Annotated in this window: 22 protein-coding genes; 10 read left to right on the forward strand and 12 right to left on the reverse strand. The window is 65.5% G+C overall.

The window, feature by feature from the left end; genetic code table 11:
* Positions 1–293: 293 nt before the first annotated feature.
* The 4 genes from BM125_RS20580 to hutG all read left to right on the forward strand — a co-directional run bounded on the left by BM125_RS20580 (position 294) and on the right by hutG (position 3,528).
* Positions 294–533, forward strand: a complete 240-nt coding sequence (locus BM125_RS20580; protein WP_245778815.1) for a FeoA family protein — start codon at positions 294–296, stop codon at positions 531–533.
* Positions 530–2,362, forward strand: coding sequence for a ferrous iron transporter B (gene feoB / locus BM125_RS05835; protein WP_245778812.1), 1,833 nt, complete (start codon positions 530–532; stop codon positions 2,360–2,362). The genes BM125_RS20580 and feoB overlap by 4 nt, the downstream gene beginning before the upstream one ends.
* A complete protein-coding gene (locus tag BM125_RS05840; RefSeq protein WP_092405831.1) occupies positions 2,359–2,676 on the forward strand; it encodes a DUF6587 family protein in 318 nt (105 codons plus the stop codon). Before feoB ends, BM125_RS05840 begins: the two co-directional genes overlap by 4 nt.
* Before the next feature lie 69 nt (positions 2,677–2,745).
* Positions 2,746–3,528, forward strand: a complete 783-nt coding sequence (gene hutG / locus BM125_RS05845; protein ID WP_092405833.1) for an N-formylglutamate deformylase — start codon at positions 2,746–2,748, stop codon at positions 3,526–3,528.
* A 368-nt stretch (positions 3,529–3,896) separates the two neighbouring features.
* Here the strand turns inward: hutG and BM125_RS05850 are convergent, their stop codons facing one another.
* Positions 3,897–5,084: an MFS transporter gene (locus BM125_RS05850; RefSeq protein WP_217647816.1), complete on the reverse strand. Its 1,188-nt coding sequence runs from the start codon at positions 5,082–5,084 to the stop codon at positions 3,897–3,899.
* A 302-nt stretch (positions 5,085–5,386) separates the two neighbouring features.
* Here BM125_RS05850 and BM125_RS05855 point away from each other — a divergent pair, with 302 nt between their 5' ends.
* Entirely contained in the window at positions 5,387–6,631 is a 1,245-nt protein-coding gene (locus tag BM125_RS05855; protein WP_092405837.1) for an esterase/lipase family protein, read from the forward strand.
* Between the two features lie 39 nt (positions 6,632–6,670).
* On the opposite strand, the gene BM125_RS05860 is transcribed toward BM125_RS05855, so the two are convergent.
* On the reverse strand, positions 6,671–7,150 hold the full coding sequence (locus BM125_RS05860; protein WP_092405839.1) for a peroxiredoxin: 480 nt from the start codon (positions 7,148–7,150) through the stop codon (positions 6,671–6,673).
* 153 nt (positions 7,151–7,303) lie between these two features.
* On the opposite strand from BM125_RS05860, the gene BM125_RS05865 reads away from it, so the two are divergent.
* Positions 7,304–7,753 carry an Hsp20/alpha crystallin family protein gene (locus BM125_RS05865; protein ID WP_092405841.1) on the forward strand — a complete coding sequence of 150 codons (450 nt, stop codon included), beginning with the start codon at positions 7,304–7,306 and terminating at the stop codon, positions 7,751–7,753.
* 81 nt (positions 7,754–7,834) lie between these two features.
* On the forward strand, positions 7,835–8,734 hold the full coding sequence (locus BM125_RS05870) for a DnaJ C-terminal domain-containing protein (RefSeq protein WP_092405843.1): 900 nt from the start codon (positions 7,835–7,837) through the stop codon (positions 8,732–8,734).
* Positions 8,735–8,921: 187 nt separating this feature from the next.
* Here the strand turns inward: BM125_RS05870 and BM125_RS05875 are convergent, their stop codons facing one another.
* Positions 8,922–9,284, reverse strand: a complete 363-nt coding sequence (locus tag BM125_RS05875) for a response regulator (protein WP_092405845.1) — start codon at positions 9,282–9,284, stop codon at positions 8,922–8,924.
* A 78-nt stretch (positions 9,285–9,362) separates the two neighbouring features.
* The gene (locus tag BM125_RS05880; RefSeq protein ID WP_092405847.1) at positions 9,363–10,355 is read right to left on the reverse strand and encodes an oxidoreductase; all 993 of its coding nucleotides are present in this window, start codon (positions 10,353–10,355) and stop codon (positions 9,363–9,365) included.
* Positions 10,356–10,609: 254 nt separating this feature from the next.
* On the opposite strand from BM125_RS05880, the gene BM125_RS20950 reads away from it, so the two are divergent.
* A complete protein-coding gene (locus BM125_RS20950; RefSeq protein WP_425429597.1) occupies positions 10,610–11,101 on the forward strand; it encodes a hypothetical protein in 492 nt (163 codons plus the stop codon).
* Between the two features lie 304 nt (positions 11,102–11,405).
* Here the strand turns inward: BM125_RS20950 and lpdA are convergent, their stop codons facing one another.
* The 8 genes from lpdA to BM125_RS05930 all read right to left on the reverse strand — a co-directional run bounded on the left by lpdA (position 11,406) and on the right by BM125_RS05930 (position 23,383).
* On the reverse strand, positions 11,406–12,830 hold the full coding sequence (gene lpdA / locus BM125_RS05895) for a dihydrolipoyl dehydrogenase (RefSeq protein WP_092405853.1): 1,425 nt from the start codon (positions 12,828–12,830) through the stop codon (positions 11,406–11,408).
* Positions 12,831–12,959: 129 nt separating this feature from the next.
* Positions 12,960–14,183 (reverse strand): 2-oxoglutarate dehydrogenase complex dihydrolipoyllysine-residue succinyltransferase, encoded by a 1,224-nt coding sequence (gene odhB, locus BM125_RS05900; protein ID WP_092405855.1) that lies wholly within the window; start codon positions 14,181–14,183, stop codon positions 12,960–12,962.
* A 72-nt stretch (positions 14,184–14,255) separates the two neighbouring features.
* Positions 14,256–17,141, reverse strand: coding sequence for a 2-oxoglutarate dehydrogenase E1 component (locus tag BM125_RS05905; protein ID WP_092405857.1), 2,886 nt, complete (start codon positions 17,139–17,141; stop codon positions 14,256–14,258).
* Between the two features lie 388 nt (positions 17,142–17,529).
* Complete coding sequence (locus BM125_RS05910; protein WP_092405859.1) at positions 17,530–18,483, reverse strand: GNAT family N-acetyltransferase; 954 nt, start codon at positions 18,481–18,483, stop codon at positions 17,530–17,532.
* Positions 18,480–19,658, reverse strand: a complete 1,179-nt coding sequence (locus tag BM125_RS05915) for a cupin domain-containing protein (RefSeq protein ID WP_092405861.1) — start codon at positions 19,656–19,658, stop codon at positions 18,480–18,482. Before BM125_RS05915 ends, BM125_RS05910 begins: the two co-directional genes overlap by 4 nt.
* Positions 19,655–20,554 (reverse strand): subclass B3 metallo-beta-lactamase, encoded by a 900-nt coding sequence (gene bla, locus BM125_RS05920; protein WP_245778813.1) that lies wholly within the window; start codon positions 20,552–20,554, stop codon positions 19,655–19,657. Before bla ends, BM125_RS05915 begins: the two co-directional genes overlap by 4 nt.
* A 139-nt stretch (positions 20,555–20,693) precedes the next feature.
* On the reverse strand, positions 20,694–22,058 hold the full coding sequence (purB, locus tag BM125_RS05925; RefSeq protein WP_092405863.1) for an adenylosuccinate lyase: 1,365 nt from the start codon (positions 22,056–22,058) through the stop codon (positions 20,694–20,696).
* Positions 22,055–23,383 (reverse strand): hemolysin family protein, encoded by a 1,329-nt coding sequence (locus tag BM125_RS05930; RefSeq protein WP_092405865.1) that lies wholly within the window; start codon positions 23,381–23,383, stop codon positions 22,055–22,057. Before BM125_RS05930 ends, purB begins: the two co-directional genes overlap by 4 nt.
* Before the next feature lie 209 nt (positions 23,384–23,592).
* Here BM125_RS05930 and BM125_RS05935 point away from each other — a divergent pair, with 209 nt between their 5' ends.
* Both BM125_RS05935 and BM125_RS05940 read left to right on the forward strand, forming a co-directional pair.
* Positions 23,593–24,987 carry a class II fumarate hydratase gene (locus BM125_RS05935; RefSeq protein ID WP_092405867.1) on the forward strand — a complete coding sequence of 465 codons (1,395 nt, stop codon included), beginning with the start codon at positions 23,593–23,595 and terminating at the stop codon, positions 24,985–24,987.
* Between the two features lie 173 nt (positions 24,988–25,160).
* Positions 25,161–26,015 (forward strand): hypothetical protein, encoded by an 855-nt coding sequence (locus BM125_RS05940; protein WP_092405898.1) that lies wholly within the window; start codon positions 25,161–25,163, stop codon positions 26,013–26,015.
* The last annotated feature ends 37 nt before the right edge of the window (positions 26,016–26,052 follow it).

Below are 26,052 nucleotides of genomic sequence, written 5' to 3' on the forward strand. Positions count from 1 at the left end.
GGGAACCGCGATCATAGGGGGTCCTTGCCCGTTCCTGTACCCGGGGCGCCTCCGAACGCCGCCCGTTTCATTCTAATCCATTGTCCGGGCCACGCCTGCCTGCTGGTCGATCCTTGTTGCGTCGGCCCGGGAGACGGCCCGACTGCCTGCGTCTGCGCATCGCGATTTGCATGCAGGAGATGTGACGATCGAGCGACGGGCCCAGAGGCTTTCGGGGCACATTGCCGCGGAAATCGCCGGAATGATCCGAACCGCGTATAATGCGAACCATTCTTATTCGTCGTGGTCTTTACATGCGGTTGTCCGAGCTGGCTCAAGGGTCCGATGCCGTGGTTCAGGAAGTCGAAAACATGACCGAAGGGGATCCGATCGCGCGTCGCCTGCGCGACTACGGCTTCGTGCGTGGAGAGCCGGTCAGGCTGGTCGGACGCGGCCCGATCGGCGCCGATCCACTGCTCGTGCAGATCGGCTTCACCCGCTTCGCATTGCGCCGTGCCGAGGCCGCTCGCGTGATCGTCGAGAAGAGCGCGTGAGCGACGCGGTCGCCAGCCTGCGTCTCGCCCTGGTCGGCAATCCCAATTGCGGCAAGACCGCGCTGTTCAATCAGCTGACCGGCGGCCGCCAGAAGGTGGCCAACTACGCCGGCGTGACCATAGAACGCAAGGAAGGCCGGTTCCACGGTCCCTCGGGCCGGCAGTTCCAGTTGCTCGACCTGCCCGGCGCCTACAGCCTCGAGGCCGCCAGCCCGGACGAAGTGATCACGCGTGATGTCTGTCTCGGCCATTTCCCGGGCGAGGCGGCTCCCGATGTGATCGTCTGTGTCGTCGATGCGACCAACCTGCGCCTGCATCTTCGCTTCGTGCTCGAGGTCCGCCGCCTCGGCCGACCGATGGTGCTGGCACTGAACATGATGGATGCCGCGCGTCGCCGCGGCATCGTCATCGATGTCGGCAAGCTCGAGGCGGCGCTCGATATTCCGGTCATCGAGACCATCGCCGTGCGCCGCGGCGGGGCGGCCGAACTGGTCAGGCGACTCGATGGCGATCCGCCGGCGCCGGCGACCGCCGCGAATGGCGGCGACCTGCACGCCGAGGTGCGCGCAATGATCGCCGACGCCGTGCGCATGCCGCGACGCACCGCCGAGGTCGACGATGCGATCGACCGCATCGTCCTGCATCCGCTGCTCGGACTCGGACTGCTGGCCCTGATCATGTTCCTGATCTTCCAGGCCGTGTTTTCCTGGGCGGCCCCGCTGATGGACGGCATCGATGCCGGCATCGGAGCATTCGGAAGCTGGGTGGGCAGTGGGCTCGCGTCGATGCCACTGCTGCAGAGCCTCGTTGTCGATGGCATCTTCGCCGGTGTCGGTGGCGTGCTCGTGTTCCTGCCGCAGATCCTGATCCTGTTCCTGTTCATCCTCGCCCTCGAGGAATCGGGCTATCTGCCGCGCGCGGCCTTCCTGCTCGACCGGCTCATGTTCAAGGCCGGCCTGACCGGGCGCTCGTTCATCCCGCTGCTGTCGAGCTTCGCCTGTGCGATCCCGGGCATCATGGCGACGCGCAGCATCCAGGATCCGCGCGACCGCCTGACCACGATCCTGATCGCGCCGCTGATGACCTGCTCGGCGCGCCTGCCGGTCTATGCGCTGCTGATCGCGGCCTTCGTTCCCGAGCGCACCGTCGCCGGCGTGTTCAACCTGCAGGGCATCGTCCTGTTCAGCCTCTACGCGGCCGGTATCGTCAGCGCATTGGCCGTGGCCTGGGTGGTCAAGCTGATCCGCCGCGACAAGAGCGAACATGCCCTGCTCATGGAATTGCCGTCGTATCGGTTGCCGCATCCGCGCGACATCGCGATCGGTCTGTGGGAGCGCGCGATGATCTTCCTCAGGCGCGTCGGCGGCATCATCCTCTCGCTGACCATCATCCTCTGGTTCCTGTCGACATTTCCGGCACCACCCGCCGGGGCGACCGAACCGGCCATCAACTACAGCTTCGCCGGTCAGCTCGGGCATGCCCTGCACGCCCTGTTCGCGCCGATCGGATTCAACTGGCAGATCTGCATTGCCCTGGTGCCCGGCCTGGCCGCGCGTGAAGTGGCGGTGTCCTCGCTGGCGACGGTCTATGCGTTGTCGGGCAGCGAGGACGGCCTGCAGGCCATCGTCGCCACGCAATGGTCGATGGCCACGGCGTTCTCGTTGCTGGCCTGGTACGTGTTCGCACCGATGTGCCTGTCGACCCTGGCCACCGTCCGCCGCGAGACCAATTCGTGGCGCCAGGTCTGGATCATGGCCGGCTACCTGTTTGCGCTGGCCTACCTCGCCTCGCTGCTGACCTACCAGATCACCCGGATGCTCGGACCATGAACGCCGCGCTGATGCAGGACCTGATCGTCACGACGATCGTCACGTTGAGCGTTGGCGTGGCCGCGCGCCGACTGCTGCCGGCGCAGTTCCGGCGCCTGCAGGCCGGCCTCGCGCATGCGCTGGGCCAGCCCCGGCGCGGGCGCCTGTTGCGCGCCATCGGGCACTGGCTGCAACCGGCCGAGGCGCGCAATGGTGGCTGCGGCAGCGGCCTCGGGTGTGGCAGTTGCGGCGGTTGCGGATCCTCGACGCCTCCCGGTGATGCGATTCCGCTGGTCCTTCGCCCGCGTCGCGCCGCGGATTCCGCCAGGCACTGATCGGACGGCGCCCGGCATTGACAGGCGACCCGATGGGAGCGGCCAGCGGGGCGGGTTAGACTCTTCACCATGACAACCTACACGTTGCACCAGGGCAGCGCCCCGCTGCTGATCAGCCTGCCGCACGACGGCGTGGCGATTGCGGACGACCTCGTATCGCGACTGACCGATTCGGCGCGACGTGTCCCGGACACCGACTGGCATGTCGCGCGGTTGTATGACTTTGCGCGCGATCTCGGTGCGTCGATGCTGGTACCCCGGTATTCGCGCTACGTCGTCGATCTGAACCGGCCGCCGGACAATGCCTCGTTGTATCCAGGGCAGAACAGCACCGGTCTTTGCCCGCTCGTCGAATTCTCCGGTGCGCCGATCTATCGCGAAGGCGAGGAACCCTCGGCCAGCGAGATCGAGACGCGCGTCGAGCGGTACTGGCGCCCCTACCATCAGGCACTCGCTGACGAGTTGCAGCGCATCCATCGCGAGCATGGCCGCTGCGTGCTCTGGGAAGGCCATTCGATCCGCAGCGTCGTGCCATTCCTGTTCGAAGGTCGGCTGCCGGATTTCAATCTGGGCACGGCCGGCGGCCACAGTTGCAGTGCAACGCTGCGCGATCGCCTGGCCGGCGTGCTCGAAGCGCAGGCCGACTACAGCTACGTCGTCGACGGGCGCTTCAAGGGCGGCTACATCACGCGCCACTATGGCCGTCCGCAGCACGGCATCGAGGCGATCCAGCTCGAACTGGCGCAGGCAAACTACATGGATGAGGAGTCCTTCCTCTTCGACAGCGAGCGTGCGAGTGAAACCCGGGCCGTGATCCACCGGCTGCTCGAGGCAGCCCTCGAAGCCGGATAGGGGGGCGTATGCGGTCTCGTCGCCAGCGCGGTCGCGCGCTCCGGCTGGAATTCTGCAGGCCTTGCCTGGAGCAATCGCCTTTTCCGGCAAGGCGCTCATCGCCAGACTCGCGTAGCGAAACGGTGCCGATGCGATCACCCTGCTTGCCTTGAGCATGGCCGTAGTGCTGCGGCCAGGCGGCTTACGGCTTGCCAGGGAGGGTCTGATCAAGTAGCAGAGTCGTCACGTTGCCCAACTGATTGATTGGATGCTGAAAAGGTGGCGTCCAGAAGGCTCCCCACATGCACCGCGCGCCTCGTCAAGGCAACCCGCCTTCACTTCGCCAAGCGGCACCTGTGGAAAACCTTCTGAATGCCATGACGACTTTGCTACTTGATCAGACCCTCCCTGGCGCTCGTTGACGTGCGCGGCAGGAACCAGGCCAGCAGGCCGATCGCGGGCAGCCAGGCGCAGATCCGGTAGACCGTCTCGATGCCGACATGATCGGCGAGTTCGCCGAGCACGGCGGCGCCGATGCCACCCATGCCGAAGGCGAAGCCGAAAAACAGCCCGGAAATCGTCCCGGTGCGACCCGGCACGAGTTCCTGGGCGAACACCAGAATGGCCGAGAATGCCGAGGCCAGGACCAGGCCGATGACGACCGTCAACAGCGTGGTCCAGAGCAGGTTGGCGTGCGGCAGCAGCACGGTGAACGGCAGCACGCCGAGGATCGAGGCCCAGATCACGTAGCGCCGGCCGATGCGGTCGCCGACCGGTCCGCCGACGATGGTGCCGGCGGCGACCGAGCCGAGGAAAATGAACAGGTGGATCTGCGCGCTTTGCGCCGAGATCCCGAACTTGTGCATCAGGTAAAAGGTGTAATAACTGGACAGGCTGGCCAGGTAGAAATACTTCGAGAAGATCAGCATGCCGAGCACGAGCAGGGCCAGCAGGACCTGGCGCCGTGTCAGCACGGTGCCGGCGTGGCTGCGGGCGACCGTGCGATGGATGTGCGGCAGGCGCAACCGGTACCAGTGGCCGATCCGGGTCAGCAGGATGATCGCGACCAGGGCAGCCAGGGCGAACCAGGCGATGCTGGTCTGCCCGCGCGGCATGATGATGAACGCGGCGAGCAGGGGGCCGGTCGCCGACCCGAGGTTGCCTCCGACCTGGAACAGCGACTGGGCGAGGCCGTGGCGACCGCCTGAGGCCAGCCGTGCGATGCGCGAGGATTCGGGATGGAACACCGCAGACCCGGTTCCGATCAGGGCCGCGGCCAGCAGCAATACCGGGTAGCTCGGGGCCTGCGACAGCAGCAGCAGGCCGGTCAGGGTCGAGCCCATGCCGAGGGCCAGCGAATAGGGCTTCGGGTGGCGGTCGGTCAGGGTGCCGATCATCGGCTGCAGCAGCGACGCGGTGAACTGGAAAGTCAGGGTGATCAGGCCGATCTGGCCGAAATCGAGGGCGAACGAAGTCTTTAGCAACGGATAGATGGCCGGCAGCAACGACTGGATCATGTCGTTGAGCAGATGGCAGAAGCTCAGGCTGGCCAGGATCGGGAAGGCCGTGGCGGCCATATCCGGGCCGGATTCATCGTGCAAGGCAGGAGCGACGGCTTCGCCGGGAGTCGACATGGGACTGTGCTGGATGCAAAAGGAGTGGAACACACGCGCAAGGCGGCAGCACGCAGACGAACCGGGCGTTGGCCGCACCAGACTGCATTATCGACGAGATCGCCGGCCGCGCCCAGACCGCGGCCCGCCGCGCGGCGTTTGCGGCCACATGCGTCAGCGCCGGGCGGCAAATAGAGCATGTGCTCCAGCGCCGGCTGCTATTGGTGGCCATCGGTGGAACCTGTCCACCACGGAATCGATGAGCCATGCTCAAGTCCTTGCCGATCCGGGCCGCGGATCTGCGCGCCTACAACCGGCTCGCGATCGACGCGACCCTCGCCGTCACCGACCTGCTCGAGAACATGCACCACAATATCTCGAGGCTGCCGGGGGTGTTCGCGGCGCCGACGGCCGAACCGGCCCGCGGCATCACTGGCTTCGTCTACCGCAGCATCCGCGGTGTCACGCGCAAGGTCGGCGTGGGAATCGACGCGGTCCTGCGCTCGATCACCCCCGACTCGGCGCGCGACACTTCGTTGCAGCGTGAAATCCTGCTGGCGGCGCTCAACGGCGTGGTCGGCGATCATCTGCTGGCCACCGACAATCCGCTGCGCATCGAAATGAGCCTGCGCCGCGACGGCGCTGCGCTCGAGCTGACGCCTGCGGCGCTCGCGGCGTCGATTGCGCAGCCCACCGGGCGCATTGTCGTGCTGGCCCACGGCCTGTGCATGAGCGATCTGCAATGGCGCCGTCGCGGGCACGACCATGGCGCCGCGCTGGCCGCCGATGTCGGCTTCACACCGGTTTACCTGCACTACAACAGTGGCCTTCACATCTCGACCAACGGGCGCGAATTTTCGTCCCTGCTCGAAGCGCTGGTGGCCGCATGGCCGGTCGCGGTCGAGCAGCTGGTCATCATCGGCTACAGCATGGGTGGCCTGATCGCGCGCAGCGCCTGCGAGGAGGCTCGCCGCAGCGGGCGTTCGTGGTTCGACCACTTGCGCGACCTGGTCTTCATCGGCACGCCGCACGACGGTTCGCCGCTCGAGCGCACCGGCAATCGCCTCGACGCGCTGCTCGGCGCCAGCCCCTACACGGCGGCCCTTTCGCGCGTCGGCAAGGTGCGCAGCGCCGGTATCACCGATCTGCGCCACGCCAACCTCGACGACAGCGAATGGCTCGATCACGACCGCTTCGCCGGGCAGGTGCAGCGGCGCCAGGCCTTGCCGTTGCCGGAAAACGTGCGTTGCTTTGCCGTCGCCGGCTCGATCTCGAAAAAGTCCGGGGCCCTGGCCGAACGCCTGGCCGGCGATGGCCTGGTGCCGCTGTACAGCGCCCTCGGCCAGCATCGCAGCCCGCGCCGCAATCTCGGCCTGCCCGAATCGAGACGCCATGTGGCCTATGCGACGAGCCACCTCGGCCTGCTCGACAGCCGCGAGGTCTATGAGCGGCTGTATGCCTGGTTGAGGCAGGGTGATGGCACGGAAGAGCGCGCGGAAACCGCCGGGTGATTCCGGCGGTCTCCGGTCTCGGAGCGGGCCGTGCCCCGTTCAGCCGATCGCCGCGAGCATCGCTTCGGCGCTGGAAACCCGGAACTCCCCGGGCGCCTCGACCTGCAAGACCGTGACCACGCCGTCCTCGGCGTAAAGGGCAAAGCGCTTGGCCCGTTCGCCCATGCCGAAGGCGCTGGCGTCGAACTTGAGGCCGAGTGCCTCGGCAAACGCGCCGTTGCCGTCGGCGAGCATGGTCAGGCCGTCCGGAACGCCCTGCTGCCTGGCCCAGGCGTCCATGACGAAGGCGTCATTGACCGACATGCAGGCCACGTCGATGCCCCTGGCCTTGAATTCTTCCATTTTCTCCACATAGCCGGGCAGGTGCTTGGCCGAGCAGGTCGGCGTGAACGCCCCGGGGACCGAAAACAGCACGACCTTGCGGCCCTTGAACAGTTCGTCCGTGGTAACGGCCTGGACGCCGTCCTTGAGGGTATTGAGGGTGGCCAGCGGGATCTTGTCGCCTACATTGATGGTCATCGCATTCCTCGGGTTGGGGTGGAGAAGGGCGCCCATCATACGACGCCCCGGGTCCCGGACAGCCGCTCCCGACCACTTGAAACGGCGGCAGGCATCCCTACTTTCTGGCCAAGGCGGTGACGGGTCACCGCAAGCAAACAGAGGAGCACGAACATGAGCAATGCAAACATTTCGCCGTGGAGTGTGGGGAACGGGCTGCAGCGCGACCTGCATCAGGTTTTCGACCGTTTCTTCGCTGGCAATGAAGACGCCGACCAGTCCAATGTGGTCACCAGCCAGTGGGCGCCGCGCGTTGACATCCGCGAAGAAGACAAGCGTTTCGTCATCGTCGCCGATATTCCCGGCGTCGATCCGGCCAATATCGAAATCAACATGGACAAGGGAATCCTGGCCATCCGTGGCGACCGCGTCTCGGGATTCACCGAGAGCGGCGGCAAGTTCACCCGCGTCGAGCGTTCGCACGGTACTTTCCACCGGCGCTTTGCCCTGCCGGACAGCGCCGATGCCGACAACATCAGCGCCACCGGCAAGCACGGGGTCCTCGAGATCGTCATTCCGAAGAAGCCCGAGTCGACGCCGCGCCGGATCACGATCAATTCCTGATTCGGGGGCCAGAGTCGTCATAATCGACGGCCTGCGGCGGGAACCCCGTCGCAGGCCGTTTTCTTTTGGATCCGACAGCCCATGCAGTTCAAGGACTATTACGAAACCCTGGGCGTGAAGCCCGACGCCACCGATGCCGAGATCAAGCGCGCCTACCGCAAGCTGGCGCGCAAGTACCACCCGGACGTCAGCAAGGAGACCGGCGCCGAGGAGAAGATCAAGGCCGTCAACGAAGCCTACGAGGCGTTGAAGGACGAGGATCGCCGCCGCGAGTACGACCAGCTCCGCGCGGGCGGCTATCGTGCCGGCGACGAATTCCGGCCGCCACCGAACTGGCAAGGCCACCCGCGCGGCGGTGACGGGGGCTTCCACGAGACCGATTTCAGCGACTTCTTCGAGTCGGTGTTCGGACGGGGCGGCGGTGCGCGCGCGCATTCGCAGGCCGGGCCACGCCGCGGCAGCGACCTGCAGGCGAGGATCCAGATCGATCTGAAGTCGGCCTTCACCGGTGGTCGCGAGCGCATCACCCTGCGCGATCCGGTCCAGGGCGAACGCACGCTCGAAGTGAAGATACCGGCCGGCATCGAACCCGGGCGACAGATCCGGCTCAGTGGCCAGGGTAATCCGGGTATGCGAGGCGGCCCCGCCGGCGATCTCCTGCTTGAAGTCGGTGTGCGCGAGGACAGCCGCTTCCAGCTCGATGGCCGCAACATCGTTTCGGTGCTGCCGATCGCACCGTGGGAAGCGGCGCTGGGCGCGACCGTGACCGTGCCGACCCTGGCCGGGGAAGTGGAGCTGCGCGTGCCGGCAGGATCGGATAGCGGCCGCAAGCTGCGCCTACGCGGCCGCGGCTGGCCAGGCAAGGAGCCCGGCGACCAGATCGTCGAGTTGCAGATCCGCACGCCCAAGGCCGAAACCGAAGAGCAGAAAGCGTTCTACCAGCGCATGGCCGAGGCGTTTGATTTCGATCCGAGGCGCTGAAGCGCCGGGATTCGGGATTCGGGATTCGGAAAAGATCGATACACCGACCCCGCCGCCATTCCGTTCGCTGCGCTAAAAAGGCGAGGCTAGAATGGACGGGCAGGGAATTCGCAGGCCCGAATCGCGCTGTTACGAATCCCGAATCCCCAATCCCGAATCCCGAATCCCCAATCCCGAATCCCGGCCCTCAAGGCATATGCTCGTTGATCGCCTTGATCAGCTCTTCCTCGTTGATCGGCTTGGTCACGTACGTCTTGGCGCCCTGGCGCATGCCCCAGACGCGATCGGTTTCCTGGTCCTTGGTGGTGACCAGGATGATCGGGATGTGGCTGGTCTTGGGGTCCTTGGCCAGCGTGCGCGTTGCCTGGAACCCATTGAGGTTCGGCATGACGACATCCATCAGGATGAGATCGGGCAGCTCGCGCTTGGCCGTCTCGACTCCAGCCGATCCGTCCTCGGCAGTGATCACCTCGTGACCGAGTTTCTCGGCGATACGCTTCAGGCCGATCAACTGCGAAGGTGAATCGTCAACGATGAGTACTCGCGCCATATCTAGTTCCGTAATCCCCTGGTGCCGGCTGGCTCCTGCATTCTAAACAGGACTTGGCCGCGCCACCAGCGAACGCCGTCAGGCGATGCGAACGAGGCTGCGGCCAAACGACCCACCCTCGAGCATCTTCGAAAAAACGGACGGAAGTTCGTCGAAACCAAGCTCATTTGTTGCTATCGTGTCGAGATGTGCGGGCTTCCAGTCATCTGCCAGATGCTGCCAGAGGGCGTCACGGATATCGCGCGCGGTGCCTGCGGAGGCGATGCCGAGCAGGCTGACCCCGCGGATGATGAACGGCATGACCGTCGTGGCCAGGTCGATGCCGCCGGCGTTGCCGCAGATCGCGATATTTCCATAGGGCTCGATGACACGGGTCAGGCCCGCCAGCATGTCGCCGCCGACGTTGTCGATCGCTCCGGCCCAGTGGGCCGTCTCAAGCGGTCGCTGGCCCCAGTAGAGGTCTTTGCGCGCAATGCATTGGCGGGCGCCCAGTTCGATCAGGAAGTCGAACTGATCGGCCTTGCCGGTAATGGCGTGTGCCGTGTAGCCGGCCCGGGTCAGCATGTCGATCGCGAGCATGCCGACGCCGCCGGTGGCGCCGGTCACGACGATCGGACCCATCTCGGGTGTCTGGCCGTTCTGTTCCATGCGGAATAGCGAGAGTGCAGCCGTGAATCCCGCCGTGCCGAGTATCATCGACTCGCGCAGGCTCAGGCCGGAGGGCAGCGGAATCGTCCATTTCGATTCCAGGCGCGCGTATTCGGCGTAGCCGCCATCGCGCGTTTCAGAAAGCCCGCAGCCCGTGCACAGCACGGCGTCGCCTTCCTTGAACGCCGGATCGCGCGATTCCGCGACATAGCCGGCGAGGTCGATGCCGCCGTTGAGCGGAAACCTGCGCAGGATCTTGCCCTTGCCGGTCCCGGCCAGGGCGTCCTTGAAATTGACCGACGAGTAGGCGACCTTGACCAGCACTTCGCCGGGCGATAGCTCGCTGGCAGGCATCTCCTCGACGCCTGCACGGTAGCCGTCATCGTCGTTGTGGATGCGGAAGGCACGAAACGTCGGGTTCATGGGATGCTCTCATTCCTTCGCCCTCGCCCGGGCGGGGGCTTTCTCCTAGGGTAACCGCTGGAGGCGAATTCGGCGATCCGCGTCATCGGGAATCCGTTGGCGGGCAATGACGCCCGGTCGATACGGGCATCAGGCCAATTGGCATGATCCGAGCGTGGCTTGCCTCGTCGTCACTCCTGCGCAGGCTGAACTGTGCAGGTGGGCTGCCGGAGCACACCGTTCGCTCTGCGAATGGCCCGAAGGGCGAGTCGCGTATGCAGCGCGTCATCCATCCTGACATTCGTCCGTACGTGGCCTCATTCCGGCGCTTCTCCGACCAGCGAAGGATACAAATCCCGCCAATCCGGGTTCGATTCCTCGATCATGCGGATCTTCCATGGGCGCTTCCATGCCTTGATGGCCTTTTCCCGCAGGATGGCGGATGCCATGGTTTCATGCAGTTCGAACCAGACCAGATCATGGACGTGGTATCGGCTGGAAAATCCGTCAACGAGATCGTTGCGATGTTCGAAGATCCGTTTCGGGAGGTTCGAAGTGACGCCCGTGTACAGCGTTCCGCGTTGACCACTGGCGAGGACGTAGACACAAGGTTGGCGCTCGCGCATCAGGGCATGCCGGACTGGCAGGGTGGCTTACGGGAGATCTCGCGGCGCAAAATCTGCGGCATATCCGATCGGGATGATAGGAGTGGAGGTCTCCGGATCCTTGCAGAAGATCAAGATGGATTCCAGCCTGCGCTGGAATGACGTGAGGAAGAGTGCGACATCTGGCAGTAAAACCTGCCGGCAGGCACGCTTTAGGTTCCGGGAACGCTTCGTAGCGCCCTTAGTCTTGGCGAGCAAGCCCGGCCCCACGGTTGTCGACCGCAGGTGCAAGCAAGTCTGCTGCACGTATGCCCTCAACGCCCACACCACCTCTCGTCATTCCAGCGCAGGCTGGAATCCATTTTGACGTTCGAGCCAGCGGAATCTTGCGAGATGTATCGGACCTTGCAGGCAGTTGCCGAACGACGGCCATCCATGGCCTGTCCGGGATGAGCGCATCCTGCGCTCAATTGGCTTTGTGGATGGCGCGCTTGTCGACGGCGAGGGCGGCTTCGTGGACGGCTTCGCTCAAGGTCGGATGGGCGTGGCAGATGCGCGCGAGGTCTTCGGCGCTGCCCTTGAACTCCATCGTGACGACCGCTTCGGCGATCAATTCGGAAACCAGCGGTCCGACCATGTGCACGCCGAGGATGCGGTCGGTTTCGGCGTGGGCGATGATCTTCACCTGGCCTGCCGTTTCGTTCATGGCCACGGCGCGGCCGATGGCCGAGAACGGAAACGAACCGGTCCGGTAGGGGATGCCTTCTTCCTTGACCTGGGCTTCGGTCTTGCCGACCCAGGCAATTTCAGGTTCCGTGTAGATGACCCACGGCACCGTGTCGAGGTTGACGTGGCCCGCCTTGCCGGCGATCAGTTCGGCCACGGCGATGCCTTCCTCGGAACCCTTGTGGGCCAGCATCGGCCCGCGCACGCAGTCGCCGATGGCCCATAGGCCTTCGACGCCGGTCCAGTTGTGTTCGTCGACCTCGACGCGGCCGCGGTCGTCGAGCTTGACCCCGGTATCGTCGGCCAGCAGGCCCTTGGTCGCCGCCCTGCGACCGACTGCAACGAGCAGCTTGTCGACCTCGAGCGTCTGTTCGCCCTTGGCGTCGGAGTAGGTCAGGGCAATCCCCTTCTTGCCGACTTCGGCCTTGGTCAACTTGGTGCCGAGGCGGATGTCGAGGCCTTGCTTCTTGAATTCACGTGCGGCGATCTTGGTGATGTCCGCATCGGCGGCGGCGAGGAAGTCGGGCAGGGCTTCGAGGATCGTGACTTCGGCGCCGAGGCGCTTCCAGACACTGCCGAGTTCGAGTCCGATCACGCCGGCGCCGATCACGCCGAGACGCTTCGGCACGGACTCGAAGTCGAGCGCGCCGGCATTGTCGACGATGTGCTTGCCGTCGAACTTCGCGAACGGCAGTTCGATCGGCACCGAACCGGTGGCGATGATCACGTTGGTCGCCGCGTACTCGCTGGTCTTGCCCTCGCTGTCCTTGACCGAGACGACGCGGCCGGCCTTGAGCGTCGCGAAACCCGGGATCGCGGTGACCTTGTTGGCCTTGAACAGCTGGGTAATGCCACCCGTGAACTGTTTGACGATCTTGTCCTTGCGCCCGACCATCGTGCCGACATCGATCTTCGCATCCCTGGCGCTGATGCCGTGGGCCTCGAAGCCGTGGGTCAGGTTGTGGAACTGCCTGGACGAATCGAGCAGGGCCTTGGACGGTATGCAGCCGACGTTGAGGCAGGTGCCGCCGAGCGCCGGCTTGCCGTCCTTGCCGACGAAGTCGTCGATGCAGGCGGTCTTCAATCCGAGTTGCGCGGCGCGGATCGCGGCCACATAGCCGGCCGGACCGGCACCGATGACGAGGACGTCGTATTTTTCGCTCATTTCATTCGCTCAAAACGGGATTCGGGATTGGGGATTGGGGATTCGTCAGAGCAGGAGCGGGCCGGAGGCGTTTGAACGCCTTTTCCGAATCCCGAATCCCGAATCTCGAATCCCGGTTGTTGCCCGGCATCACATGCCGAGCAGCATGCGCTGCGGATTCTCGAGCTGGTTCTTGATGTCGACGAGGAACAGCACGGCATCCTTGCCATCGATGATGCGGTGGTCGTAGCTGATGGCGACATACATCATCGGCGCGGCGACGACCTGGCCGTTCTCGACGATGGCGCGCTCCTTGATCGTGTGCATGCCGAGGATCGCGCTCTGCGGCGGATTGACGATCGGGGTCGAGAACAGTGAGCCGAAGGTGCCGCCGTTGGTGATCGTGAAGGTGCCGCCCTGCAGGTCGTCGAGGGTGATGCCGCCTTCGCGGGCGCGCTTGGCGAAGTCGATGATCGCCTTCTCGATGTCGGCGAAGCTCATGTCCTGCGCATCGCGCAGCACCGGCGTGACCAGGCCCTTCTCGGTCGACACGGCGATCGAGATGTCCTGGTAACCGTGGTAGATCACGTCATTGCCATCGACCGAGGCGTTGACGATCGGGTGGCGCTTGAGCGCTTCGGCGGCGGCCTTGACGAAGAAACTCATGTAGCCGAGCTTGACCCCATGGGCCTTCTCGAAGGCTTCGCCCAATTGCTTGCGCATCGCGGCGACCTTGCCGAGGTTGATCTCGTTGAACGAGGTCAGCATGGCGATCGAGTTCTTCGACTGCATCAGGCGCTCGGCGATCTTGGCGCGCATGCGCGTCATCGGCACGCGTTCCTCGGAACGTTCGCCCGGCGTCGCGCGGGCCGGCGCAGACTTCGCCGGTGCCGGTGCCTGCGCGTGCTTGACCAGGTCTTCCTTGGTCACGCGTCCATCGCGGCCGGTGCCTTCGACGTCGGCCGGATCGATGTTCTCTTCGGTGGCGACGCGGCGACCGGCCGGGGACAGCTCGTCGACGCCTTTTGCCGGCGCCTTGGCGCCGCCCTTGTCGGCTTTCTCCGCGGCCTTGGGCGCTTCCGCCTTCGCGTCGTCCTTCTTGCCGACCTTTTCGTCCTTGCCGGCGGCTGCGGTGGCCCCTTCCTCGATGATGCCGAGGAGTTCGCCGCTGGTGACCGTGGCGCCGGCTTCCGCGCTGATCGACTTGAGCACGCCATCGGCCGGTGCCGGCACCTCGAGCACGACCTTGTCGGTTTCCAGGTCGACGAGGTTCTCGTCGCGCTTGACCGCGTCGCCGGGCTTCTTGTGCCAGGTCGCGATGGTCGCGTCGGAAACGGATTCGGGGAGGACCGGAACTTTGATTTCTAGGCTCATGGATGCTGTCCTGGGGCGTGCTGACGCGTCAGTTGAATGCGGGGTTGATCGAGTATCGGGGCGGTTATGGCGCTATTCCAGAGCGTAGTCGCTGCTGATCGGCGAGACCAGCGCGAGCTCGACCAGGGCGGCCTGCTCGGCCAGATGCCGGCCGAGATGGCCACAGGCCGGCGCCGGCGAGCGCGGTCGACCGGCATAGGCAACCGTGTGCCTCTCGGCAACCACGGCCTGGAAATGGTGCTTGATCTGGTACCACGCGCCCTGGTTCATCGGCTCTTCCTGGCACCAGATGACCTCCTTCGCCGCCGGGTACTTCTCGAGTTCGGCCTTGACCTCGGTGCGCGGGAACGGATAGAGCTGCTCGACGCGCAGGATCGCGACGTCGCTGATTTCACGCCTGGCCGCTTCCTCGACGAGGTCGTAGTAGACCTTGCCGGCGCAGAACACCACGCGCTTGACCTTCTTCGCGTTCTTCGCGGTCAGGTCGGGGATGACGAGGTGGAACCGGCCATTGACCAGGTCGTCGAGCGAAGACACCGCCATCTTGTGGCGCAGCAGCGACTTCGGCGTCATCACGATCAGCGGCTTGCGCGCCGCGCGCAGCATCTGCCGGCGCATCATGTGGAACATCTGCGCCGGCGTGGTCGGCACGCAGACCTGCATGTTCTCGACCGCGCACAATTGCAGGTAACGCTCGAGGCGGGCCGAGGAGTGCTCGGGCCCCTGGCCCTCGTAGCCGTGCGGCAGCAGCAACACGATGCCGCAGAGGCGGCCCCACTTGGCTTCGCCCGAGGAAATGAACTGGTCGATGACGACCTGGGCGCCGTTGGCGAAATCGCCGAACTGCGCTTCCCAGATCACCAGCGTGTTCGGCTTGGCCGTGGCATAACCGTATTCGAAGGCCATCACCGCCTCCTCGCTGAGCAGGGAGTCGATCACTTCGACGCTGGCGTCGGCGCGGATGGTCTTCAGCGGCACATGGTGCGAGCCGCTCTTCTGGTCGTGCATGACCGCGTGGCGGTGGAAGAAGGTGCCGCGACCGGCGTCCTGGCCGACCAGGCGCAGGTTGTAGCCGTCGGCGACCAGGCTTCCGTAGGCGAGGTTCTCGGCGAAACCCCAGTCGATCTCCTGCTTGCCGGCGGCCATCTTGTCGCGATCGGCGTAGATCTTGGCGACCCGAGAGTGCAGGGTGATGCCGGGCGGAACGCGAAGCAGCTCGGCGTTCACCGCGGTCATCGACTTCTTGCTGATGCCGGTCTTGACCACTTCGAAGATGTCGTTGGCCAGGTGCTTGGACCAGTCGACACCGTGCGGATCGTGGTAATCGGCGTCCACGCCCGGAATCGGCGCGCCGGCCTCGAGCAGCTTGCGGTAGTCGTCGACCATGGCCGTGGCGTCGGCGGCGGCGAGCACGCCCTCGGCGACCAGCGTTTCGCTGTACAGCTCACGCAGCGGCTTGCGCGCGCGGATCACCTGGTACATCAGCGGCTGGGTCGCGGCCGGTTCGTCGGCTTCGTTGTGGCCGTGGCGGCGGTAGCAGACCAGGTCGATGACGACGTCGCGCTTGAACTTCTGGCGATAGTCGAAGGCCAGCCGCGAGACGAACAGGACCGCCTCCGGATCATCGCCGTTCACATGGAATACCGGCGCATTGACCATCTTCGCCACGTCCGTGCAATACAGCGTCGAACGTGCGTCGTGCGGATTGGAAATCGTGAAGCCTACCTGGTTGTTGACGACGATGTGGATCGTGCCGCCGACGCAGAAGCCGTTGGCCTGCGACATGTTGAACAGTTCCATGACCACGCCCTGGCCGGCGAATGCGGCGTCGCCATGGATCAGCACCGGCACCACATGCTCGCGGTCACTGTCGGCGCGATGGGTCTGGCGCGCGCGCACCGAACCGGCCACGACCGGATCGACGATCTCCAGGTGGGAGGGATTGAAGGCCAGGGCAACGTGCACGGTGCGGCCCGGCGTGCGCACGTTGGCGCTGAAGCCCATGTGGTACTTGACGTCGCCGGAATGGGCCGGGTCCTCGGAATGCTCGAAGCGGCCCTCGAATTCGTCGAACAGTTTCGATGGCGGCTTGCCGAGGATGTTGACGAGGACGTTGAGGCGGCCGCGATGGGCCATGCCGATGACCATGTCCTTGAGGCCGGCGCTGCCGCCCCGGCGCAGCATTTCGTCGAGCATCGGGATCAGGCTGTCGCCACCCTCGAGGGCGAAACGCTTCTGGCCGACATACTTGGTATGCAGGTAGCGCTCGAGGCCATCGGCCTGGGTCAGCTTGCCGAGCAGATGCTTCTTTTCGTCCGCGCTGAGGCCGAAGCGGCCGCCGGCGCGCTCCATCTTCTCGTGCATCCACTGGCGCTGGCTGGCGTCGGAGATGTGCATGAACTCGACGCCGATCGTGGTCGCATAGGTCGCCTTGAGCAGGGCGATCAGGTCGCGCAGCTTGAGTCGTTGCGGTCCGGACAGCGAGCCGGTGTTGAATTCGGTGTCGAGGTCGGCGTTCGAGAGGCCGTGGAAGGCCAGTTCGAGGTCGGGCGCGGCCGGCCGTGGCAGCAGGCCGAGTGCTTCGAGTTCTTCCTGGCCGTAGGTGTTGGCGAGGTCAAGCGGATCGAGGTTGGCGGCAAGATGGCCGCGCGAGCGATAGGCGGTGACCAGCTTGAGCACGCCGGCCTGCTTCTGCGCCTCGACATTGTCGACAGCCGAGGACGCGGCGCGACGCTTCGGACCGCTGCGCTGCGCCGCCTCGATGCGGGCGATCACCCCGGAATGGCCGACCTCGCCGTTGGCGCGTCCTTTCAGCGACGTGAAATAGGTGTTCCACGACGGCGCAACCGCGTTCGGATCGTCGAGCCAGCGCTCATAGAGCTCCTCGATGAAGGCCGCATTGCCACCCGACAGGGCGGACGTGGTCTGGAACTGCTCAAGTAGGGTCGAGGAAGTCACGCGGGCTCCGTGAAGGCGGGGAGGGCCGGATTGGGGTTCTGGGAGCCGCTCGGACTTTACTCGACCGGGCTGCGAATCCGTCTGTGTGCTTCATATTTCTGCCGCTTTTCGACCCATGGCGCCACCCTGGGCCTGCAAATCGTCAAAAATCTGCCCACACACAGCCGAATTCTCGCCTCGACCCGCAACGTCCGACAGGCTCCCAGGCGATGGGCTTGATGCGCGGTCGCTCGAAAACTCGGCGGGCCCGCGCACAACCTCAGGATTATAGCCAACGACGCCGGCGATTGCTGCATTGCGTCAGCGTTTACCGGGGATTCCCGGTCGCCGGTTCAGCTCTTGGACATGCCGCCGGCAGGTCGACACCGGGGTTCGACCGGATGGCCGCTCAGATTTCGAGGCGACGCATCTCGCTGCAGTCCTCGCTGCGCTCCCAGACCGCGTTGAAGGCATCGTGCAACTGGGCCCTGCGCCCGGGGCCGTAGGTGCTGCCCTCGCCGTCGAAGCGGCTGGCCAGCGGCCGCTCGAACCAGGCGCCGCGGTCGCTGATCAGGTAGCTGCCGGCGTACTGGCGATCGACTTCCTCGACCGGCGTGCGGAAGGCGAAAATGCTGGTCAGGCGTTGCGACAGCGCCACCAGGCGATGGCCTTCGGCGCGGGCGCGTACCGGTTCGAGCACGAGGATGCGGATGCGCATCTGCGCCTCGCCGATGGCGACCCGCCGGAAGGCGTCGAGCAGCTCGGCATGCTCGAACAGGTCGGGATCGAGGTCGCGCGTGAACAGGCACAGTTCGCGGCGCGCGGTGGCCATGACCGCGAGCATCGCCGCCCGCGCGGTTTCCCGGTCACTGCTCGCCAGCGCGGTGGCTTCGGTGCTGGCGAGCGGTGCGGATGGACGCCGCTCGCCGGGTTCAAGATCGATGCGCATGTGCCGGTGGGCGATGCCGCACTCGTCGAATTCCTCGCCGTAGGCGACGAACCCGGCACGCTCATAGAAGGGCAGGGCGTGGCTCTGGGCGTGGATTTCGATCTGCGCGAAGTGGCGCGTCCGGGCCAATTCGAGGAGCACGCGCAGCAGCGCCTCGCCGACGCCCTTGCCGCGCCATTCGCGCAGCACCGCCATGCGGCCGATGGTTCCCTTCGGGGTCAGTCGTCCGGTGCCGATGGCGACTCCGGAGGCGTCGCGCGCGAGCACATGCTGGGACTGCGGATCGTAGGCGTCCCACTCCTCCTCTTCGGGAACCTGTTGCTCGAGCACGAAGACCTCGGTGCGCACGGCGCGCAATTCGGCCATGTCGGCAGGCCAGGTGGCCGGTTCCACGGTGAATTCGGCGTTGATCATCGCTTGCTCCGCTTGCGTACCAGGGCCAGATGCCCGGCGTTCAGGAGGTTCAGCAGCAGGTCGAGCGTCGGCGGCTCGAGGTTGCCGAGTTCCGCAGCGTCGAGAGGCTCACGCTGGCACAGGCGCTCGGCCAGCGTTCGTGCGCAGTGGAAGCTTTCCCCGGCCACGTACAACGTGGCGCCGCTGCGGGCCTTCGACCACGCGAATCGCGACCATGGGTTCGCCTGGAGGCTCGCACCAGCCTTGAACCTGCGGGTGAATTCGGCGGTACTCAAGGCCTTCGTCGGCGGCACCGCTTCATGGGCCGCACGGTAGCGGGTGATGAATGCGCCGAACCAACCACGAAGCAGCGACGCATCGACCGCCAACGAATCCCGCAGCGTAGATTCGATCTTTTCAAGCGCCTTGTCATCGATCTCCCCCGCCTTCTTCGCCGGCTCGATCCCAGGATCGGCATATCGGACCGATTCGCCCAGTCGCTCGGCGACGAAACCGGCAAAGTCCGCGATCATCTCGGCAACCGCAGGCGCGCGCATGCCGATCGAGAAGGTCAGGCATTCGCCCTCGGCAACGCCGTGGTGCGGAATGCCGGGCGGCAGATAAAGCATGTCTCCGGGCTCGAGCAGCCATTCGTGGGTCGGCACGAATTCGCGCAGCAAGCGCAACTCGACGTCGTCGCGAAATGCGGTCGATGCGGCGCGGTCCGTGCTGATCTGCCAGCGGCGCCGGCCCTGGCCCTGCAGCAGGAATACGTCGTACTGATCGACATGCGCGCCGACCGAGCCACCATCTTCGGCGTAGCTGACCATGACATCGTCGACGCGCCAGCTCGGCAGGAAATCGAATGGCTTCAGGAGTGCCGCGACGTCGGCGTCCCACTTGTCCACGTCCTGCACGAGCAGGGTCCAGTGCGAGGGCGGAAGACCGGCGAAATCGCTTTCCTCGAACGGGCCCGTGCGCACGCTCCAGCGATCGCCGTCCGCATCGTGGATCACGATCCGCGACAAGGCGAAGTCCTCGCAGGCGAGACCGCCGAGATCGTCGGGGCTCAGCGGGCTTTCGAAGTCCGCGAACGCGCGACGGATCAGCAGCGGACGCTGCTGCCAGACATCGCGCAGGAAATCGTGCGGCGACATGCCGAGCGGTGATCGTGCCGTTGCGCTGACTTCGATCATGGCGCGACCTGCCCACGTTCCCTGGCCAGGCGCGCATCGAGGCGTGAGGCCGCCGAATCGGCGTAGCGCCGGCATGCCGCGGTATCGACCAGCGCTTGGCTCGCGGCCGGCCCGATCCGCGCGAGCAGGCCGCTTGCTCCGGGATGCGGGGTCATCAGGATGTCGCAGGGCAGGGCGGCGACGGTCGCGAACGCGGTGCGGAACCGGGCGACGACATCGTCGTGATCGCTGAACCGGTAGTTGTCGCTCGAAACCGCGGTCAGGCTGTCGGCGTAGACGAGCGTATGGCAGGTCTCGCCTTCACAGGCATTCCACGTCCAGCTCGTCGAGCCGGCCGTGTGGCCGGCGGTCGCGTGGGCCGTCAGGCGCAATTCGCCGATGCTCACGGATTCCCCGTCGGCGATGCGGCGCACCTGCGCTACGGGCGAAAAACGTTCAAGCATACCGTTTTGCGGGTCGCTCTCGTCGTTGCTGCCGCGTTCGAGCGCAGTCGCCGCCGGTTCGCGGGCGACGACCGTCGCGCCGCTGTCTTTCGCCAGCCTCGCGAGGCCACCGATATGATCGAAGTGCTCGTGCGAATTGAGCAGATAGCGGATGTCGGCGATACGGAAGCCGAGCGCTCGGATGTTCGCCTCGATCGCCGGCGCCGCGACCTCGGTCGCGGCGTCGATCAAGACGTGCCCCTGCGGCGAGGTGACGAGGATCGCGCTGATCGTGCAGGTGCCGACATACCAGGTACTGGCGAAGATGTGTGCCGGCCGGGTCGGCTCACTCCAGCCCGCGTCGGCCGGGCACGGTCCCGGCAGCGCCAGGGACGCGGTTCGTTCCGCCGCGCACGCGTAATTAGCCGCGGCAAGCAGCACAAATCCAGCAAGAACGGGCAAGCGATTCGGCACGAGCGGGACTCCATGGAACGATGCGATCGAATCGGTGACTGGCGCGGCCTGCCGATCGACAGCACGAAGTCTAGGGCAACGCCAATCAGGTGGCACGACCGTCAGCGCGTCGGGACGGTTCGCCAGCCTTGCTGCGTGGCTAGATCTCGCGTGCGAGCTTCTCTGCGAGTCCGGTGTAACCGCCGGGGCTCATGCCGAGCAGGCGTTGCTTGTCGGCCTCGGGCAGTTCCAGCGTTTCGATGAAAGTCCGCATCGAGTCGCGGGTGATGCCCTGGCCGCGAGTGAGTGCCTTGAGCTGCTCGTAGGGGTTCGGCAGTCCGTGCCGGCGCATCACCGTCTGCACGGCTTCGGCGAGGACTTCCCAGCTTGCCTCGAGGTCGGCGTCGAGACGCGCCGGGTCGACCTGCAGCTTGCCAACGCCCTTGGCCAGCGAGTCGAGCGCGACCAGGCCATGCCCGAATGCCGTGCCGAGTGCGCGCAGCACGGTCGAGTCGGTCAGGTCGCGCTGCCAGCGGCTGATCGGCAGCTTCGCGGCGAAGTGCTCGAACAAGGCATTGGCGATGCCGAAGTTGCCTTCGGCGTTTTCGAAGTCGATCGGGTTGACCTTGTGCGGCATGGTCGAGGATCCGACCTCGCCGGCCTTGAGCGACTGGCGGAAGTAGCCGAGCGAAATGTAGCCCCAGATGTCTCGGGCGAAATCGATCAGCACGGTATTCGCGCGCCGCGTGGCGTCGGCGATTTCAGCAATGCAGTCGTGCGGCTCGATCTGGGTCGTGTAGGAATTGAAGCTCAGCCCGAGGCCCTCGACGAAGCGCTGCGCGAACGTCGGCCAGTCGACGTCGGGATAGGCGACGACGTGTGCGTTGTAGTTGCCGACTGCGCCGTTGATCTTGCCGAGCAGGTCGACCGCGGCGATCTGCCGGCGTTGCCGGCGCAGGCGCGCGACGACGTTGGCGATCTCCTTGCCGAGCGTGGTCGGCGAAGCGGTCTGGCCGTGGGTGCGCGAGAGCATCGGCTTGTCGGCCAGGGCATGGGACAACCCGGTCAGGCGCTCGTCGACGCGGTCCAGCGCGGGCAGCAGCACCGCGTCGCGCGCGTCGCGCAGCATCAGTGCATAGGCGAGGTTGTTGATGTCCTCGGAGGTGCAGGCGAAATGCACGAACTCCTTCGCCGCGGCCAGTTCGGGATGCGCGGCGATGCGCTCCTTGATGAAATACTCGACGGCCTTGACGTCGTGGTTGGTCTCGCTCTCGATGGCCTTGATGCGTTCGCCTTCGGTTTCGCCGAAGGAGGCCGCGATGGCCTCCAGGGCAGTCCGGGCTTCGGCCGTGAACGGCGCCACTTCGACGATGCCGGGCTCGTCGGAGAGGGCGATCAGCCAACGAATCTCGACCAGCACGCGGCGCTGCATGAGGCCGAATTCGCTGAAGATCGGACGCAGCGATTCGACCTTGCTCGCGTAGCGACCATCGAGCGGCGACAGGGCTAGCAGGGGGGAGCTCATTTCGTATTCTGTCCAGTGGCAACGGGGCGATGGGGTTTGACAGTGATGGCCTGGGCCCGTGCGCCCTTCATCGTGCGCACGGTCAGACTGAAGCCGTCGAAGTCGAGCGATTCACCCTCGGCCGGCAGGCGTTCGAGCCGGTGCACGATCAGGCCGCCGACCGAGTTGACCTCGTCGGGCGAATCGATGTCGAGGTCGAGCAGGCGTTCGAGCCGGTAGATCGGCATGCTGCCCGGTATCGTCAGCGAGCCGTCCGGCCCGCGCTGCGGTGCGTGCCCAGGCGTGCTGCGGTGTTCGTCCTCGATGTCGCCGACGATGATCTGGACGACGTCGAACAGGGTGAAGAAACCGACCACGCGCCCGCTGTCTTCGGTGACCAGGGCGAACTGGGTGCGGCCGGTGCGGAAGCGGCGCAGCATCTCGAGGATCGGCGTGTCGAGCGGCACCACGATGGCCGGCCGCAAAAGAGGAACCATGTCCTCGATCTCGCCTTTCTCGGCCATCGCCAGGAGCAGGTCCTTTACATGCAGGATTCCGCGCACGGTTTCGAGCTCGGCGTCGAACCAGGGGTAGCGGCTGAACTGCGACTTGCGGATCTCCGCCAGTACCTCCTGCTGGCTCTGGCCATCGTGCAGGGCACCGAGCTGGTCGCGTGTGCGCAACAGGTCGCCGGCGACCAGTTCGGGCAGGTCGAGGGCGTGGCTCATCATCGCGAAAGTTTCGCTGGAATCGCGCACGGCCCGGTTGGCGTGCAGGATCAGCTTGAGCTCTTCGCGCGAATAATGGTGCTCGTGTCCACTGGTCGCATCGAGGCCGAACAGTCTCAGCATCCAGTTGGCGCTCTCGTTGAGCAGCCAGATCGCCGGATACATGATCCAGTAGAAGACGTAGAGCGGCGTCGCCGTCCACGCCGACATCTGCTCGGGGCGGCGGATCGCCAGCGATTTCGGCGCCAGTTCGCCGAGCACGATGTGCAGGAAGGAGATGATCGTGAACGCGATGACCACCGAGATGACATGGATGGTCTCGGGTTCGAGCCCGCCGAAACGATCGAACAGCGGGCCGAGCAAGCCCGCGAACGCTGGCTCGCCGATCCAGCCGAGAGCCAGTGACGACAGGGTGATGCCGAGCTGGCAGGCGGACAGGTAGGCATCGAGGTGTTCGTGGACGCCGAGCAGGATGCGGCCGCGCCAGCCGATCCGTTCTGCAAGACCGACCGCCTGGGTATGCCGCAGCTTGACCAGGGCGAATTCGGCTGCGACGAAGAAGCCGTTGAGGACGACCAGCAGGAGCGCCGCGAGAATGTAGAAAACGTTGGCGAGCATCGCTCGAGCGAGAGTCTTCGGGCAGCGAAGTCTAGCATTCGATGCACGGCTGCCGGTCCTGTCCGCCCTCTTGAGCGGCGGCCGGAGCGCGACGTTCCGCCGCTCCAGGTCGTCCTGAGCCGGTTGAAGCCGGGTTCGGACGACGGGGTTCCATCGACACCGGCTATAATCGCCGACCCTTCCTTCCGATCATTCTCCAGGATCCAGCGATGAGCGACTTCCGCATCGAACGCGACAGCATGGGCGAGCTCAAGGTACCGGCCAAGGCGCTGTACGGCGCGCAAACCCAGCGGGCCGTGCAGAACTTTCCGATTTCGGGCCTGACCATGCCACGCGAATTCATCCGCGCCCTGGGCCTGATCAAGTCCGCTGCGGCCCAGGCCAACGCCGATCTCGGCCATCTGAAGAAGAGCAAGGCGAAGGCGATCCGCAAGGCCGCCGAGCGCGTGGCCAAGGGCGAGTTCGATGCACATTTCCCGATCGACGTATTCCAGACCGGTTCGGGCACATCGTCGAACATGAACGCGAATGAAGTCATCGCCCATGTGGCCGCCGACGCCGGGACCCAGGTCCATCCGAACGATGATGTCAACAATGGACAATCCTCGAACGACGTCATTCCGACGGCGATCCAGGTCAGTGCCGCGCTCATGGTCAGCGAGCAGTTGCTGCCGGCCCTGACCCACCTCAAGGTGACTCTCGACAAGCGCGCGAAGGAACTGAAAAAGGTCGCCAAGACCGGCCGCACTCATCTGATGGACGCGATGCCGGTCACGTTTGGCCAGGAGCTCGGCTGCTGGTCCGCCCAGATCGGCTCGAACATGGCCCGACTCGGCGACGCGCTCGGACGCGTGCGCAAATTGCCGCAGGGCGGCACCGCCGTCGGTACCGGCATCAACGCCGATCCGAAACTCGGTGCCAGCGTCTGCGCGGAACTCACGCGCATGACCGGCGTGCGCTTCGAAGCCGCCGGCAACCTGTTCGAGGGCATCAGCACCCAGGATGCCGCGGTCGAATTGTCGGGGCAGCTCAAGACGCTCGCAGTGGGCCTGATGAAGATGGCCAACGACCTGCGCTGGATGAATTCCGGGCCGCTTGCCGGCCTCGGCGAGATCGAGCTGCCGGCGCTGCAGCCGGGTTCCTCGATCATGCCGGGCAAGGTCAATCCGGTGATTCCGGAAGCGCTGGCAATGGTATGCGCCCAGGTCATCGGCAACGACACCACGATCACCATCGCTGGCCAGAGCGGCAACTTTCAGCTCAACGTGATGCTGCCCGTGATCGCGCTGAACCTGCTGCAGTCGGTCGAGATCCTGGCCAATGCCTCGCGCGCGCTCGCCGACAAGGCGATCGCCGGCTTCAAGGTTCGCGAGGACACCATTCGCCAGGCCCTCGATCGCAATCCGATCCTGGTCACCGCGCTCAATTCGGTAATCGGCTACGACGTCGGCGCGGCCACCGCCAAGAAGGCCTACAAGGAGGGTCGTCCGATCATCGACGTCGCCCTCGAGACAACCGGCCTTTCGCGCAAGCAACTCGAAACCCTGCTCGATCCGATGGCCCTGACCAAGGGTGGCATCCAGGGTGGTTCGGCCGGCGGCTGAGCGGGCCCCACGAGACTATTGAGGGCCTCTGATCGTTCCGGGGCGCAAATTCGGCCCGATTCTTGCTAGAGGCCGGTGCGCCAGCGTGGCCTATGGCACATGCCGGAATTCTTCAGACAGCACAGCGTTGCAGAAATGATTTCCCGAAATGGATGGATAGTGGAGTGATTCAGATGAACAAGCGTTTTCTCCTGCTGATGGCGTTGCTCGCCAGCAGCGCCTTTGCGCAGCAGAACACCGACATCAGTGCGGAGCAGTTCACCAGTGGCGATGCCAATGGGACATTGTCGGCTCTCGGTCGCCAGGCGGCCGCCTCCGGCAAGCGGCTGGTCGTGACGGCACCGCAGCACTGGCACGCGCAGATTGCCGCGAAGATCCGTGCCGGCGGTAACGCCGATGTCGTCCTCAAGGACGGCTTCTACGAGACCGTCCTCGTGCGCATCGAGGACAAGGCCGCTGAACCGGCCAGGCCTGAACCGAAGCCCGAGGCGACAGTCAAGGCGGAGCCCAAGCCCGCGCCGCCACCGGCACGCGCCAATACCCAGCCGGCCCCGCCACCGCCACCGCGTGTAACCGAAGCGCCTGCTCCGGCACCGGTAGTCGAGCGCGCGCCGCAGACGCCGCCACCGGCAGCCGCTCCGGCGGCATCACCGCCGCCCGCGCCCGTCGAAGCCGCTCCCGAGGCTGCACCGATTCCCGCGGCAGCCGCCACCGAAGCACCCGCAGCAACCGTGGACCCATCGGCGCCGGTCATGCTTCAGGCAGCGGAACCGGGCGACACCGATCCGGTCCGTTCGACCCTCGAGAAGCGCTACAACGAAGGCAAGCGGATCACCGAGCTGCTCGAGACCTCGGCGTTGCGGCGCGGCGACCTGATCTACACGGCCAAGGGTGCGGCCGTCGTGGTTCGGCGCGAAGGCAGCCGGCTCCTGCGTTTCTGGCTGGTCGGCGCGCTCAATCTCAACCAGATCGGCATCGGCAGCGATGGCGTCAACAAGTACAAGGTATTGAGCGGCAAGCTCGAGTGATTGCCGGTCCGGGCGAGCCGTTCGCCCGGACCGACGC

Source organism: Dokdonella immobilis, from assembly GCF_900115085.1.
GTDB classification, from domain to species: domain Bacteria; phylum Pseudomonadota; class Gammaproteobacteria; order Xanthomonadales; family Rhodanobacteraceae; genus Dokdonella; species Dokdonella immobilis.